The organism is Chryseobacterium sp. MMO-72, assembly GCF_037146035.1.
Lineage (GTDB): Bacteria > Bacteroidota > Bacteroidia > Flavobacteriales > Weeksellaceae > Chryseobacterium > Chryseobacterium indicum.
Genome location: NZ_JBBCWG010000002.1, coordinates 295,919 through 311,368, shown reverse-complemented (window position 1 = coordinate 311,368; position 15,450 = coordinate 295,919). Strand labels below are relative to the sequence as shown.

17 protein-coding genes and 1 other RNA gene are annotated in these 15,450 nt (G+C 36.0%); 2 read left to right on the top strand and 16 right to left on the bottom strand.

Annotated features, from left to right (window positions below):
• Positions 1–4: 4 nt before the first annotated feature.
• The 6 genes from WFH39_RS03955 to WFH39_RS03930 form a co-directional block, all read right to left on the bottom strand.
• The gene (locus WFH39_RS03955; RefSeq protein WP_336688897.1) at positions 5–1,720 is read right to left on the bottom strand and encodes a phospho-sugar mutase; all 1,716 of its coding nucleotides are present in this window, start codon (positions 1,718–1,720) and stop codon (positions 5–7) included.
• A 166-nt stretch (positions 1,721–1,886) separates the two neighbouring features.
• Positions 1,887–2,495: a hypothetical protein gene (locus tag WFH39_RS03950; RefSeq protein WP_336688896.1), complete on the bottom strand. Its 609-nt coding sequence runs from the start codon at positions 2,493–2,495 to the stop codon at positions 1,887–1,889.
• 8 nt (positions 2,496–2,503) lie between these two features.
• A complete protein-coding gene (locus WFH39_RS03945; protein WP_336688895.1) occupies positions 2,504–3,205 on the bottom strand; it encodes a GIN domain-containing protein in 702 nt (233 codons plus the stop codon).
• 6 nt (positions 3,206–3,211) lie between these two features.
• Positions 3,212–3,940, bottom strand: coding sequence for a DUF3667 domain-containing protein (locus WFH39_RS03940; RefSeq protein ID WP_336688894.1), 729 nt, complete (start codon positions 3,938–3,940; stop codon positions 3,212–3,214).
• Positions 3,941–3,970: 30 nt separating this feature from the next.
• A complete protein-coding gene (locus tag WFH39_RS03935; RefSeq protein WP_087710282.1) occupies positions 3,971–4,921 on the bottom strand; it encodes a glycosyltransferase family 2 protein in 951 nt (316 codons plus the stop codon).
• A 17-nt stretch (positions 4,922–4,938) separates the two neighbouring features.
• Complete coding sequence (locus tag WFH39_RS03930; RefSeq protein WP_336688893.1) at positions 4,939–5,538, bottom strand: DUF4199 domain-containing protein; 600 nt, start codon at positions 5,536–5,538, stop codon at positions 4,939–4,941.
• Positions 5,539–5,671: 133 nt separating this feature from the next.
• Here WFH39_RS03930 and ffs point away from each other — a divergent pair.
• Positions 5,672–5,769, top strand: an RNA gene (gene ffs / locus WFH39_RS03925) — signal recognition particle sRNA small type.
• 105 nt (positions 5,770–5,874) lie between these two features.
• Here ffs and WFH39_RS03920 read toward each other — a convergent pair.
• The 6 genes from WFH39_RS03920 to gyrA all read right to left on the bottom strand — a co-directional run bounded on the left by WFH39_RS03920 (position 5,875) and on the right by gyrA (position 12,957).
• Entirely contained in the window at positions 5,875–6,561 is a 687-nt protein-coding gene (locus WFH39_RS03920; protein WP_336688892.1) for a metal-dependent hydrolase, read from the bottom strand.
• Positions 6,562–6,590: 29 nt separating this feature from the next.
• Positions 6,591–6,872: a hypothetical protein gene (locus WFH39_RS03915; RefSeq protein ID WP_336688891.1), complete on the bottom strand. Its 282-nt coding sequence runs from the start codon at positions 6,870–6,872 to the stop codon at positions 6,591–6,593.
• A gap of 6 nt (positions 6,873–6,878) precedes the next feature.
• A complete protein-coding gene (gene menA, locus WFH39_RS03910) occupies positions 6,879–7,808 on the bottom strand; it encodes a 1,4-dihydroxy-2-naphthoate octaprenyltransferase (RefSeq protein ID WP_235130707.1) in 930 nt (309 codons plus the stop codon).
• Between the two features lie 72 nt (positions 7,809–7,880).
• Complete coding sequence (locus tag WFH39_RS03905; RefSeq protein WP_076390536.1) at positions 7,881–8,717, bottom strand: 1,4-dihydroxy-2-naphthoyl-CoA synthase; 837 nt, start codon at positions 8,715–8,717, stop codon at positions 7,881–7,883.
• A gap of 582 nt (positions 8,718–9,299) precedes the next feature.
• The gene (locus tag WFH39_RS03900; protein WP_336688890.1) at positions 9,300–10,337 is read right to left on the bottom strand and encodes a tetratricopeptide repeat protein; all 1,038 of its coding nucleotides are present in this window, start codon (positions 10,335–10,337) and stop codon (positions 9,300–9,302) included.
• A gap of 28 nt (positions 10,338–10,365) precedes the next feature.
• Complete coding sequence (gyrA, locus tag WFH39_RS03895; protein WP_336688889.1) at positions 10,366–12,957, bottom strand: DNA gyrase subunit A; 2,592 nt, start codon at positions 12,955–12,957, stop codon at positions 10,366–10,368.
• 147 nt (positions 12,958–13,104) lie between these two features.
• On the opposite strand from gyrA, the gene WFH39_RS03890 reads away from it, so the two are divergent.
• Positions 13,105–13,419, top strand: coding sequence for a DUF4286 family protein (locus tag WFH39_RS03890; protein WP_336688888.1), 315 nt, complete (start codon positions 13,105–13,107; stop codon positions 13,417–13,419).
• Between the two features lie 188 nt (positions 13,420–13,607).
• Here WFH39_RS03890 and WFH39_RS03885 read toward each other — a convergent pair whose 3' ends face one another.
• The 4 genes from WFH39_RS03885 to WFH39_RS03870 all read right to left on the bottom strand — a co-directional run bounded on the left by WFH39_RS03885 (position 13,608) and on the right by WFH39_RS03870 (position 15,382).
• Positions 13,608–13,892, bottom strand: a complete 285-nt coding sequence (locus WFH39_RS03885) for a hypothetical protein (protein WP_336688887.1) — start codon at positions 13,890–13,892, stop codon at positions 13,608–13,610.
• 107 nt (positions 13,893–13,999) lie between these two features.
• Positions 14,000–14,494, bottom strand: a complete 495-nt coding sequence (locus tag WFH39_RS03880; protein ID WP_336688886.1) for a GNAT family N-acetyltransferase — start codon at positions 14,492–14,494, stop codon at positions 14,000–14,002.
• A 2-nt stretch (positions 14,495–14,496) separates the two neighbouring features.
• On the bottom strand, positions 14,497–15,009 hold the full coding sequence (locus WFH39_RS03875; protein ID WP_336688885.1) for a DUF421 domain-containing protein: 513 nt from the start codon (positions 15,007–15,009) through the stop codon (positions 14,497–14,499).
• Positions 15,010–15,247: 238 nt separating this feature from the next.
• On the bottom strand, positions 15,248–15,382 hold the full coding sequence (locus tag WFH39_RS03870) for a bacteriocin-like protein (protein ID WP_336688884.1): 135 nt from the start codon (positions 15,380–15,382) through the stop codon (positions 15,248–15,250).
• Positions 15,383–15,450: the final 68 nt, after the last annotated feature.

Genomic DNA, 15,450 nt, shown 5'->3' with positions numbered 1-15,450 from the left:
GAAATTAATCTAATTTCAAATCCTTTCTTACTTCTTCTATTTTTGCTTCTAAAGACTTCAATTTATCTCTGAAATCTGCTTCAGAAGTAACGGAATCTTTTACAGAAATATAGAATTTAATCTTCGGTTCTGTTCCGGAAGGTCTTACGCAGACTTTTGTCCCATCCTGAGTGTAATAAATCAATACATTCGATTTCGGAATATCGTTCATTACTTGTTTCTCACCTTTCGAAACGATAAAATTAGTCTGTTCTTTAAAGTCCTTTACTTCTTCAACCAATGAACCAGCCAATTCTTTTGGAGGATTTTCACGGAAATTTTTCATCATATTCTGAATTTCTTCCGCTCCGTCTCTTCCTTTTCTTACCAAATTTACCAATCCTTCATAATACATTCCCAATTCCTGATAAATTTCGATCATATATTGATACATCGTTCTTCCGTTCGCTTTACACCATGCAGCAATTTCGCAGGCTAAAACAATACTTCCACAAGAATCTTTATCACGAACGAAGTCTCCCGTCATGAAACCGAAACTTTCTTCGCCCCCGCAAACGAATTTTTCTTTTCCTTCGAAATCACGGATCATTTTTCCGATCCATTTGAATCCGGTTAATCCAACTTTACAGTCTACACCAAATCTCTGTGCAATATCGAAGAAAATATCTGAAGTTACGATCGTAGAACCGATGAATTCTTTTCCTGTGATTCTGTCCTGCTTTCTCCATTCGTTTAAAATATAATACGTAAGGATTGTATTGGTTTGGTTTCCATTTAACAATTCAATTTCACCGTCAAGATTTCTTACCGCAATTCCCAGTCTGTCACCATCCGGATCTGTTCCAATCACAATGTCTGCATTGGTAATCTTTGCCAAATCCATTGCCATTTCCAAAGCGGCAGGTTCTTCCGGATTCGGAGAATCTACCGTCGGGAAATTTCCGCTTGGGATCATTTGCTCTCTCACAAGATCAATTTTTTTGAATCCTGCTTTTTCCAAAGCTTTCGGAACGGTTGTATAGGTTGTTCCATGAATGGATGTGAAAACGATATTTAAATTTTCTTTTCCTACATTCTGATAGGTAGAATTTTCGATACATGCATCAATGTACACATCATCCTGTTCTTCCCCGATCCATTCGATTAAATCATCATTTCCGTTGAATTTAATTTCCTCAAATTTCACAGAATAAACTTCATTGATGATTGCTTCATCATGTGGCGGAACAATCTGCGCTCCGTCATTCCAGTATACTTTGTAACCGTTATATTCAGGCGGATTGTGGGAAGCCGTTAAAACAATTCCTCCGTGACATTTTTTATTTCTCACGGTAAATGACAATTCAGGAGTCGGTCTGTGATCCTTGAAAAGCAATACTTTAATTCCGTTTGCCGTTAAAACATCAGCCACCAGTTTTCCGAATTCTTTCGAGTTATTTCTTACGTCATAAGCAATTGCCACTTTAATTTCTTCTCCCTGAAACTGCTTCAACATATAATTGGCAAGTCCCTGTGTTGCCTGACCTAAAGTATATTTATTTAAGCGGTTGGTTCCAACGCCCATAATTCCTCTCATTCCTCCTGTTCCGAATTCCAGTTCTCTGTAAAAAGAGTCTTCCAGATCAGGCGAATTGCTGTCGATTAATACCTGAACAGCATTTCTTGTTTCCTCATCAAATGTTTCGCCCAACCAAAGTTTTGCTTTTTCTAATGTTGTCATATTTGTATTTTCTAATTTTTGTAAAGTTCCGGTTTAATTTCTTTGTTTTATCGTTTCAGCATTTGTCATTTCGACGAAGGAGAAATCTATTTTATTTAAAAAGATTTATCACTACACATCTGAACTTCGTTCATAGATCTTCAGTCTATGTTCTGAATGACAGCTTTTATTTATTAAGTTTAATTTCCAAATTTGGCAGTCTTTCTTTCAAAGCATTTAATTTCAATTCCAAATCATTTAATTCAAAAACAGAATCTCCAAAAATTTCTTTGCTGATCTCAAAGCTTATTGTTGTAAAATCCTCAGAATTATCCGTTTTAATAATTTCCTTCGATACTGTTTTTCCTTTTTCAAAAATAAAATTACCTTCTTGTCTGCTGAAAATTGTCTTGAGTTCGCATTTTTCAGAGACAGCATTAATTATTGCCATTCCAACCCGACAAAATTCATCCCCTACTTCCAAATGCTTCTTTTCATTACTGCATGCGCCGATTTTGGTCATAATACATTCTGCTGTAGTTAAATCGCGAGATTTTTCCAAAGACATTCCTGCATTATATTCAATTTTTAATGAGTTTCCTACAGCATTAATTATAATTTCACTGCAATTTTCATCAAAATATTCATCAATAGCGTGACATAAAGATCCAAATACAAGAGCATTTAAATTATTTTCTTTAAAACAGTCTTCAAAATACATTTTAGGACGAAGTCTCACGTGCTCCATTCCTTCTAGGCTTTGAATACTATTCGCTGTGTATTTTTTTTCTTCCAACTTACTTCTCAATCCAATTTCTTATTCTCCACTCTTGTACTTTTATCAATTTTAAAAGCCTTAGCCGGATCGTTATAATACACAAATTTAGCCGTATTCTGAATATGTCCTTTTAATGAATCTTTTACATTTACTTCGGCGTAATTTCCGTTTTTAGAGTCGATATTCAGGTTTTCAATTTTCCAGTAAGGAGCGATTAAACTTGCTGTATCAGATACTTTAATGACAGCATCTTTGGTTTGCCCCAGAAAATTGGCTCTGCTTCGGTTCATCATTTCCACTTCTGCCCTTCTTGTATTTACCGAACCCATAAAAGTAGCATAATTTTTTAAATTCAGCTTAAAATTATCGGTTTTAATTTCGCTTGAGATATTCATTTCTACAGAATCTGAAGCGGTTACTTTTTCCAGATTGTATTTTGAATAGATCGTTACATTATAAAAGTCAACGCCTTTTGTTCCTCGTTTTTCTCTGATGGTTAAGGTTTTATCCTTTACATCCACATCAAGATTATCGGCAACATTCGGATAGGTTTCAATTTCTATAAAATTTTTGTTTCCTCTTGCATAAAACACACGGAATTTTCCTTCCAGATCGAGGTTTACAAATTCTGAAACATCCACGTCTTTCCTTTCAATATTCCCTTTCGGGGAAACTTTTCCGCAGGAAACCGCAGAAGCCATTATGATGATTAAAAATATTTTTTTCATTTTAAATTATAGGAATTTTTCAATAAACAACATCACGGCAAGGATCTCTGAAAGAACTAATATATAAAATACAAGAAGTCTCCAGGCAAGCCCTGCCCATGAATAATTTTTCCTGAATGCATTAATGTAAGCAAATGCAGGAAAGAAAACAAATGCAGTTTCCAAAACCCGGTCAATACCATCAGAAATTCCTGAAAGAGGCTTGTAAGTTCCCATGATACTGATGAGATCATCGGTAAGAAAAAAAACAAGAATCCCTATTAAACTCACCGTAGCAATTACAAAATGCTCTGCAAGATTAAACTTTATTTTTCTGAATACGATCCATGCATTACAGGCAAGAACAGGTATTAAAAACAATAAGGTTGCTTTGGAATATTTTGAAAAAAAATCTATGGTTTTGGAATTTTCTGCCTGTAGATCTATTTTAGCCGTATTAATAAACAGATGAAAGGCAATAACGTTAAACCCAAAAAGAATAAGCAGCAGTGAAATAAAATTGTAATACCTTATTCTTTTTCCACTAATGTAGTTGGTTGCTGTTATTCCGGGTCTTATTAAAATTTCTTTCAACGTATTTAAAAACCTTGCTTCTACATGCCATATAGAGCCTAAAACATCATTTTTAATGAATAAAACCGGGGTTATTCTTGCCGTGTCAGATTTCTGCCCGCAATGAGCACAATACTCATCGGAAACCGAATGACCACAGTTTAAACAACGTTTTTTATTCATATTTAATGATTAAATATATTGTTTTTTCCGTTAAATTACTTCGTCAATATTATAATTTTTGTGTTCTCTGTTGGTTCTGATAATCATTTCACCTAAAAATCCTGCAACGAAAAGCAAGGTTCCCATAATCATCATGGTTAAAGCGATAAAAAACCACGGATTATTGGTAATTAAATGACCATAAATTCCTCTTGCCACATCAATCAGCTTTGAAACACCCAGCCAAAGTGCAGAAAGAAAACCTACGATAAACATTAAAGTTCCTACCGCTCCGAAGAAATGCATCGGTCTTCCCCCGAAACGACTTACAAACCAAAGCGTTACCAGATCCAGAAATCCACGGATAAATCTTTCGGTTCCGAATTTTGAAGTTCCGTAAGGTCTCGCCTGATGCTGAACTTCTTTTTCTGTAATTCTTCTGAATCCTGCATTTGCTGCCAAAACCGGAATGTAACGGTGCATATCTCCGTAAACATCAATTGATTTTACGACCTGCTTTTTATAAGCTTTCAGTCCACAGTTGAAATCGTGAAGATAAACACCGGAGACTTTTCTAGCTGCCGCATTGAATAGTTTCGACGGTACGTTTTTCGTCATTACATTATCGAAACGCTTCTTTTTCCAGCCGGAAACAATGTCGTAATTATCCTGAACAACCATATTGTAAAGTTCAGGGATTTCTTCAGGAAAATCCTGTAAATCAGCATCCATGGTGATGATGACATCGCCGTTTGTTCTTTCAAAAGCAGCATGAAGCGCCTGAGATTTTCCGTAATTTTTAGAAAATTTAATTCCGTGGATCTGAGGATGTTGTACTTTCAGATTCTCGATAATGCTCCACGAAAGATCCGTACTTCCATCGTCCACAAACCAGATTTCATAAGATAAACTGTTTGATTTACAAACGCTATCAATCCTTGAAAAAAGCTCTTCCAGAGAGGCTTCCTCATTCAGTAACGGAATAACTATAGATAAATTCATTTAATTTTAATAAAAAATTATTCTTGGTTTTGTTCTTCCTGATAGATTGTTTTTGTTCTGAAAAACGCTCCGAAAAACACTGACAAAACTACGTAAAATATAAGAATTGCCGCAAAATATCCTGAAAAATGACTTGCAGTAAGCATATCTTTTCCTTTCACCGCCTCCGGAGAGAAGCTTGGAAGCCTTTCTTTGTACTTTTTATCCAGTTCATCAATGTCTTTCTGGTGTTTTAAAACTTTTCTTGCAGAATAATATTCTTTATCCATTTCCGCTTTCTGTCTTGTCACATACTGATAATTCAGCAGTTTTTTTGCATCTGTATCTGCAAAATTTAAGAAAGCATAAATGCTGAAAATGGATAAAATTCCTCCGATAAACATGGGAACGAAAGCTCTTTTAAATGCTTCTTTAAAGCTTACCGTTCTATGGCTGCTCCAGTACGATTTCACCGACCAGAATGCGGCTCCCGCATACAGAATCGGTAAAACGAAAGCGTTGGCTTTCAATGAAATATCAAAATAATTAACTCCTGAAAAGAAGTAATACACCACGAAAAAAACGATCATCGTAGCGCCAAACAGTAAAATTCCTAATGTGGAAGGGCTCTTCGTCATATCTAATTTTTTTTGAAAATTTTTGAAAAAATTATTGGTCTGAATTTCAGCAAACTACCTCTGCAAGCCAATTTTTTCCATTAATTTTCTTTAATAAAGTTTTGAGTTTTGCAAAATATTCCTACCTTTGCAACGGCAAGTCCTAAACAACCAGCTCCTGAGAATCCTCCAGGGTGGGAACGCAGCAAAGGTAATCGGTCGTAGCGGTGTGATTTAGGTAGCTTGCCATTTTTTATTGGTTTAAGTTGAAGAGAGGTAATTGGATAATTATCTTTTTTTGTTTTTATATACTTCAACATTTTGATTTCTGTTTTCAAACTACCTCCCAACATTTATTTAAAATTCGAACGTCTCTCCCAGTTTTGGTAAAACAAGTTCTACATTTTTATCTTCAAAATGCTTTAATGCACTTTCATGATTAATTTCAATAGCAGGGAAAGTATCAAAATGACATCCGATTACTTTTGGAGTTTTTAATAATTCTGCTGCTGCAAATGCTGCCTTTCTTGGACACATTGTGTAGTGACTTCCAATCGGAAGGATGGAAAGATCTAAATTACCGTATAATCTTGGAAACAGCTCCATATCCGCCATTACTCCGGTGTCTCCTGCCATATAAAGGTTTTTACCTTCAGGAAGCCTGAAAATATAGCCTACAGGAACGCCTCCATAACTTCCGTCCGGAAACGAACTTGTATGATGAGCCGGAACCATAGAAATTTTAAGATCATCGATTTTTGCTGACCCTCCTAAGTTTACATCGTCTGTATTTTTTGCATTTTTAAAGTATCCGCAGATTTCGGGAACTGCAATAAGTGTTGCTTCAGGATGATGCTGTAAAACTTCCTCAACATCCGCAATGTGATCTCCATGAGCGTGAGTCAATAAAATATAATCGATTTTCTGTGCAGAAATATTGAATCCTGATTCTGCTTTTTTATAGTTGTAGAATGGATCTGATAATATTGTTTTGTCTTTGTACGTGAACAAAAAGCAATTTTGTCCTAAGTATTGTATTTTCATTTTAATTTATTTAAAAATTATATTTTGATTTAGTCTGAAATTGTTGAATTAAATAAAATCTGAAATATCATGAAGCCGGTAAGAATCAAGCTAAAAATCTGGATAATAAGGAATTCCTTTATCAGCTTTATTCTTCCTGCTAAAAAAAGCACCGCCATAACCGCGTTTGCCAAAACAGCAATCAGGATTAAAAATGGCAGAAAGGCAATCTCTGAGAGTGACGCCCCATCCTGCATTTCATTAATTAAACTGTAAATTATAATGAATGCTGCTGCTACGGATAAACAGGAGGTAATTTTTAAAGCGGTCATATTATTTTAACCAAACAGATTAAGTCCTGCAGCAGTAAGAGCTGCAATCATAAACGTCATGATTCCTACCTGTTTCAGGAAAGGATCCAGTTCTCTGGGATTTTTTACGGTCATAATCTTTCTTCTGATTTTCATTAAAGGGATCATTAAGATCATCACAATAAACACTTTGTAATTCTGAGTCTGGAAAAAACCATTGACTCCTAAGAACAACAAAATTAAAATCAGAGGAAGCTGCAAAAGTATCATTTCATAAATCATTGCATTTTTGAAACCGATTCTCAGTGCAAAACTGTTTTTCCCTGATAATTTATCGCTTTCAATATCTCTCATATTGTTCAGGTTCAGAACAGCCATACTCATCATTCCGATCGCGGTTCCGGGCAGTAACATATCCCAGCTGAACGATTTGGTAAACAGGAAATAACTTCCGCAGACCGAAACAAGACCGAAGAAGATAAATACAAAAATATCTCCCAATCCCATGTATCCGTAAGGTTTTTTACCAACCGTATAACCAATTGCCGCTAAAATGCTCAAGATTCCCAAACCGATGAATATGTAAAATTCATTCATATAATTGGGAATAAACGCCACATATAAAAGGGCTACTGTCGCTATAAAAGATAAAACGGAGAAAAGAATAACTGCATTTCTCATCTGTTTTGCCGTAATTTTTCCTGAAGCTACTGCTCTTGCTTCTGCTTCTGTCGCTCTTTTGGCATCGGTTCCCTTAATTCCGTCTCCGTAATCATTGGCGTAGTTTGAAAGGATCTGATATAATAAAGTTACGACTAATGCCAAAGCAAAAATTCTCCAGTCCCAAATTTTACCTTCACCATAAAGCCGCCATTTTGCAATGAAAGCTCCCATAATAATTCCGCTGAGCGACAGCGGCAACGTTCTAAGCCTTGCGGCTTTTATCCAATCTTTCATAATGTATAAGTAATGAGTAATTGGTAATAAGTAATGTTTTTATTGCTCATTACTCATTGCCAATTACTTATATTAAGATATCCACTGATCGTCTCCGAAATTCGGTTTTCTTTTTTCAAGGAATGCGTTTCTTCCTTCTTTTGCTTCCTCCGTCATGTACGCCAGACGTGTTGCTTCACCTGCGAAAACCTGCTGCCCCACCATTCCGTCGTCTGTAAGATTCATGGCAAATTTCAGCATTCTGATGGAAGTAGGAGATTTAGCTAAAATTTCCTGAGCCCATTCATAGGCTGTATCTTCCAGTTCTGCATGAGGAACCACTTTATTTACCATTCCCATTTCGAAAGCTTCCTGAGCAGAATAATTTCTGCCTAAAAAGAAAATTTCACGGGCTTTTTTCTGTCCTACCATTTTTGCAAGATAAGCAGATCCGTAACCACCGTCGAAACTGGTAACATCGGCATCAGTTTGTTTGAAAATTGCGTGTTCTTCACTTGCTAAAGTAAGATCACAAACCACATGAAGCGAGTGTCCTCCACCAACAGCCCAACCCGGAACTACCGCGATTACGACTTTAGGCATAAAACGGATGAGACGCTGAACTTCAAGAATATTTAAACGGTGTCTTCCGTCTTCTCCTACATACCCCTGATGTCCTCTTGCTTTCTGATCTCCACCACTGCAAAATGCCCAACCTCCGTCTTTCGGACTTGGTCCTTCTCCTGAAAGCAGGACGACGCCGATTTTCGGGTCTTCATAAGCGTCATAAAAAGCATCGTATAATTCTGAGGTTGTTTTTGGTCTGAAAGCGTTACGAACTTCCGGTCTGTTGAAAGCAATTCTCGCTACTCCATTACATTTTTTGTACGTAATATCTTCGTATTCTTTGGCGGTTTTCCACTCAATCATTTTTGTAAAAATTTTTCTCAAAGATACGGAATTGCAGAGAATTTTAACATTGATTTTTGATGATAAATCTTGGGAATTTTGGTTCAAATATCAGCTGTTTTTGATGCTAGAAATTATTTAACGCAAAGTTTTTTAAACCAAATCAGATAATCAATATATAATGGAGTTCTTTTTCATCCCGCAGATTTTTGAGATTTGCGCAAATTGACTGAGGATATTTTTACAGGAAAATACATTATGTTTGTCATTCTGACGAAGGAAGAATCTCAACAATAAAAATAGATTTTCCACTACAGTATACTTCTTTATGAATAACAGAAATTTATACCAAATATACTGTTTTGGCTAAAGCCAAATTGAATGCTGAATATTTGAAAACTAACTTTATTTCAATACAAAAACCGATTTTTTTTTGAAGAATGAATTTGGGTAATAGAAACAGATTCTTCAATATACTTCGCTTCTTTCGGAATGACAGCTATCTAATACTACATTATTAAAGCAAGAAAATATTTGTTTCTAATGAATGAAAAAACCGAAACAAAAATGTTCCGGTTTATATTTAATTGTAAGAATCTGAAATTATTTAGCAGGTTGTTTTGCTGCCAATTCAGCTTCTTTAGCTTTCATTTCGTTATACTTTGCTGTATTCTTAGCTGTGTTGTAAACATCTTTCATGATCTGAACTGCAGTAAGATCTGTCGGCATTGCCTGAAGCCATTTTTCTCCGTAAGGAATTGCTTTATTGAATCTTTCCTTTCTCGCTTCAATTAATTTTGTAGCGTCATCCGGTTTTGTTTTTCTTAATGCATTGATTTCAGATACAGCTTTTTCATCATCTCCGATTACAGTATACACTAAGTTCTGATATGCATTGGCAAAATCAGGTTTCAATTCGATTGCCTTCTGGAAAGATGCGATTGCTTCTGCAGTTGTTGCAGGATTTTTTGCCTGAAGAACTCCTAAATTATACCAATTGGTAGCATCGTTAGGATTTTTAGCTAGTTGTTCTTTCAGGTTCGTCATGAATTTTTCTGTATTTCCTGATGCATACAATGCGCTTCCCTGATATTCTTTCAATTTGGCACTGTTTGGAAATTTAGCCAGTCCTTTTTCAATTAATGCTAAAGCTTCATCATTTTTCTTTGCATTGATTAATAAAGTTGCCAAAGTCTCATATAAATCCTGTTCAACACTTGAAGACTGTTCTGTTTTGAAGTCTGAATAATCTTTTGAAGATGTTTTCTTCAGTAATTCCCAGGTATTTTTATCATAACTCGCCACCTGACCTGTTTTGTTGTCTTTTGCAGTATAGGTGGTTTCAACGCCTGTATAACCGGAATTAATAAGGTCTGTATATATTTTTGTAGCCTGAGGGATATCGTTTGCCAAAGCATAATTCAATCCTGAGTAATACATATATACTTTATTGTCCTGCCCGTTTGTTTTCAGTAAGTTATAAACTTCCATGAATTTAGGAGCCGCTGCTGCATAATTTTTCGCATTGTAGGCGTCCATTGCAACTTTATTAGCTTCCTGCAGTTTTGCATTAACATCTTCTTTTTGTCCGAAAACGAAAGCAGATGCAACAATAGCTATACCTAAAATTAGTTTTCTCATAATCACTATTTATATTAATTGTACAATATTATTCTTCAGATTCAGAATTCTCATTTCCTTCTGCCGGATTTTCGTTTTCCGCCTGAGGTGTTTCTGTATTGTTTTCCTGGTTATCAAATAGCGATCCTACAGTTCCTTCTTCGTTTTCTTCAGAATCGTCTTCTACATCTTTATCCATTTCTACTTTTGCAATCGCAGCAATTTCGTCATTCTTTTTAAGATTAATCAGTCTTACACCCTGTGTATTTCTACCCATCACTCTCATTTCGTCCATTCCCATTCTGATGGCAACTCCCGATTTGTTAATGATCATTAATCCGTCTTCATCCGTTACATTCTGAATAGCAATAAGATTACCTGTTTTTTCAGTAATATTCAGTGTAATAACTCCTTTTCCTCCTCTGTTGGTAATTCTGTAATCTTCTACCGCAGTTCTTTTTCCGTATCCTTTTTCAGATACCACAAGTACTGTTTCTTTTTCCACATCATTTACAACAATCATACCGATTGCTTCATCGTCTTGTTCCATGGCAATACCACGAACCCCGATTGATCCTCTTCCTACTTCTCTTACCTTTTCTTCAGGGAAACGGATACATTTACCGTTTTTCGTAGCGATCATGATCTGTGAAGTACCATTCGTTAAATAAGCACCTAACAACTGGTCATTGTCTCTGATCTCAATAGCATTTACCCCGTTTACTCTTGGTCTTGAATATGCTTCCAGCGAAGTTTTCTTAATGGTTCCGTTTTTCGTTACCATCACAACGCTCATCTGGTTTACATATTCAGAATCTTTTAAGTTATTGGTTCTGATGTAAGCTTTGATCTTATCGTCCGGTTCAATGTTAATAAGGTTTTGTACTGCTCTTCCTTTTGCTGTTTTGGAGCCTTCCGGAATTTCAAATACTCTTAACCAGTAACATCTTCCTTTTTCGGTAAAGAAGAGCATATATTGGTGGTTGGTTGCCGAAACAATATATTCCAGGAAGTCTGCATCTCTTGTTGTTGCCGCTTTGTTTCCTACACCGCCTCTGCTCTGGATTTTGTATTCAGACAAAGAAGTTCTCTTAATGTATCCTGCGTGGGAAATGGTAAGAACCACAGATTCATTCGGAATAATATCTTCGATAGACATTTCTCCTCCTGAATAATCGATCTCGGTTCTTCTTTCGTCTCCGTATTTTTCTTTAACTTCAGTTAATTCATCCTTGATGATCTGGAATCTTCTTGGTTCGTTTGCCAGAATATCTTCCAAATCTGCAATTTCTTTCATGATGGCATCATATTCATCACGGATCTTGTCAAGCTCCATTCCTGTTAAACGGGCAAGACGTAAATCAAGAATTGCCTGAGCCTGAATTTCAGAAAGCTCGAAAGCTTCGATCAATCCTTCTTTCGCAGCCTGCGGATTAGCAGAGTGACGGATGATTGAAATCGCTTTATCTAAAGAATCCTGAGAACCGATCACCTTCATGAAACCTTCAAGAATGTGCGCTCTTTCTTTAGCTTTTCTAAGCTCAAACTGGGTTCTTCTTACGATTACTTCATGTCTGTGCTCTACGAAATGATGAATGATGTCTTTCAGGTTAAGCTGCTCCGGTCTTCCGTGAACCAATGCAATATTGTTTACACTAAAAGAGGTTTGAAGTGCTGTATATTTATAAAGTAAGTTCAGGACAACATTCGGAATCGCATCATTTTTCAGTTCATAAACAATACGAAGACCTCTTCTGTCTGACTCGTCTCTGATTTCGTAGATTCCCGGAATTTTTTCTTCTTTTACCAGTTCCGCAGTTCTTGCAATCATTTCCGCTTTGTTTACCTGATAAGGCACTTCGTTTACGATGATTGCATTTCTGTTTCCGATTTCTTCAAAAGCTACTTTTGCTCTCAGAACTACTCTTCCGCGACCAGTATGGAACGCATCTCTTACGCCGTCGTATCCATAGATAATTCCCCCTGTAGGAAAATCCGGAGCTATAATGTGCTGCATCAGTTCATCAATAGTAATTTCTCTGTTATCGATATAAGCGCAGATTGCATCTACAGCTTCCGATAAATTGTGCGGAGCCATATTCGTAGCCATTCCTACTGCGATACCGGAAGTTCCGTTGACTAAAAGATTCGGAATTTTTGAAGGTAAAACCGTCGGTTCCTGTAAACTGTCGTCGAAATTGTTCTGAAAATCTACCGTTTCCTTGTCCAGATCCGAAAGCACCTCATCAGAGATTTTTTTAAGTCTTGCCTCGGTATAACGCATTGCTGCAGGCGGATCTCCGTCCATGGAACCGAAGTTCCCCTGTCCGTCTACCTGCGGATAACGCAAGCTCCAGTCCTGAGCCATTCTTACCATTGCATCGTATACAGAGGAGTCTCCGTGCGGGTGATATTTACCTAAAACGTCTCCAACAATTCTCGCAGATTTTAAATACTTTCGATTAGAAAAAACCCCTAATCCATACATACCGTAAAGTACTCTTCTATGAACGGGTTTCAAGCCATCTCTTACATCCGGCAACGCTCTGGAAACGATAACCGACATCGAATAATCGATATAAGATGACTTCATTTCATCAACAATGTTGATAGGAATCAGTCTTTCTCCTTCTTTTTGCATAAACAATTTTATTATAATGATAGTCAGACCCTTAGCTATACGTCTGAAAATTATTTTTTTTGTATTTTTATTAACGGGCTAATTTACGAAAAATTTGCCGATTTTTGCGGTAAAATTTATCTATAGAATCTTAAAAATTCATAAAATATGAGCATATTAAGCATAACGTTCCACTGCACTAAAAATAATCTTGAAGTCTGGGAAAATTACATGGATGAAACTTTGGTTTTAATGACGGAAAATCTGATGGACGTTAATCAATATATCCTTTCTGAAGTACACAGTGATTATATTGAAGAAGGCAAAAACTATAATCTTCTGCTTATTTTTGATAATGATGAGCTCAGAGAAGATTTCATTAAAAGCGAAATGGAGAACATCGCGGAAAGAATTGAAGCAAAATTCGGACAGGAAGTTATGATTTTCAATACTTTTCTGAATCCTAAGAAATTGAGGCTTTAAATTATGAAGGTTGAGATTGAGATTAAGATCGAGATTTAATAAAATAAAAAGGCTGTACCAATAGTGATACAGCCTTTTGTATGTAAATAAATTATTAAAATTCATTATTTATAAATCGATATTCAGAAACCACATCTGTATGTAGCTAACAAAAAAAGCACTGAAATTCTTCAATGCTTATATTCTATTTATAAATTAACAATTACTACAGGTCTTGCCGGATATATTCTTTGTGGTCTTGGAGCATAATATACCCTTCTTGCAGGTCTGTAATAATGTTTTTTATAATAACGTTTCGGAGGTCTTTGGTACACTACGGTTCTGTGTGGACCTTTGTAATAATGTTTTTTAGGACCGTGTCCATAACCATGTCCTCTTCCGTGACCGTGCCCTCTCTGCAAAGGTGCGGCGCTGTACAAAACAAAGGAAAAAACGATCAGGAATACTCCCAAAATTTTAGTCAGCATCTTCATAAATATATATTTTTCAAATTACATCATGAAAAATTACAATCCGGATGCCAATAATCGGTTTTTATTATTTTTATGTAAATATTTAAGAAAGTTTATTACTTTTTATGTTAAAATATTACCTCGCTTCTTCTTTCAAGCATAATTACATCTTTCCACCCGCCATTCAGCTTTCCTATTTTCTTTCTCGTTCCTACGATTCTGAAACCATTTTTCTGATGTGCTTTCAAAGCACCTTCATTTTCCGGAAATATGTTCACCTGCAATGTCCAGAACCCATGATCTTCACTGTCCAGAATCATCTTTTTCAGCAAAACAGATCCTAAACCTTTTCCCTGATACTCATTATCAAAATAAACACTTACTTCTGCAACGCCTTTATAACTTTCTCTTTTGCTTACAGGCTTCAGCGCACACCAGCCAACAACTTCATTTCTTTCATTTTCCAAAACCCATCGGCAGTCGTTATAATAATCCATATTCCATGCTTCGGCAGTCGGAACGGTTGTTTCGAAGGTTGATTTTCCGCCTTCGATTCCCTGTCTGAAAATTTCTAAAACTCTGGCTTCATCTTTCGGAAGCATTTCTCTAAGCTCGTAGTTCATGGCTAATGATATTTTCGTTTGTTTTTTCTTTTAATTCTTGAATAATGCGTCTGTTTGCTTTTATTATCCTCAGAAACCACACTGATATTTCCATCCACCTCCAGTACGGCAAGTCTTACCTCATCGAAACCTCCGACACCGTGTTCTCTTACCGCTTCTTCCAGCTCATCCGAAGTTATTTTTACTTTATTTAAAGCTTTTTCGTCAACAATGCCATCTTTGATAAGTATAACGGGATCTTCTTCCATAAAACTTTTAAAAGAAGGGCTTCTGAACATGAATCTTTTTAAGGTAAAATTAGCAGCAAAAAGAACCAGAGCAGCAATCAGTCCTCCCTGAAGCGAAGTATCCTGTCCTACCATGGCATTCTGCACAGCATTGGAAATTAAAAGCAGTAAGACTACATCTCCCGCATTAAGCTGCGAAAGCTGATTTTTCCCGAAAACACGGATTCCGATCACCATGAAAAGATAAACACAGAGAGAGCGCAGAACGACATCTAAAATGGGATTCACAACAGTTTTTATTATACTGTCAAATGTATAAATTTTTACGGTCCGTTGGAGAAGTTGGAAATAAAAAGTTCAGATAAATTCAACTATCATTTAATGAGTGAATTGTTTATGCCGAGTTTTTCGAAGTATCTTTGCGAACAAAAAATATTTTCAGGAATTTTAAAACAACTGTTGCGAACTTTGTATTAAAAATATTTGAAGCATAAAAAAACCGCCTTAATAAAGCGGTCTGAATTTGTTAAGGACATTGAGCAATCGGAACTTCACTGCAAACAACTTTGTTGAGTCTTTCACAGTACACACAGTATTGTTTCGGCTGTCCGCCATACACTGATTTCAGATCCTTTTTGCTTAGTTTCTTTAAATTTTTCATATTGTTTTAATTTTGTGATTCAAATATAAAACGAATATTTTTAATTATTATTACAACTTTACATTTAA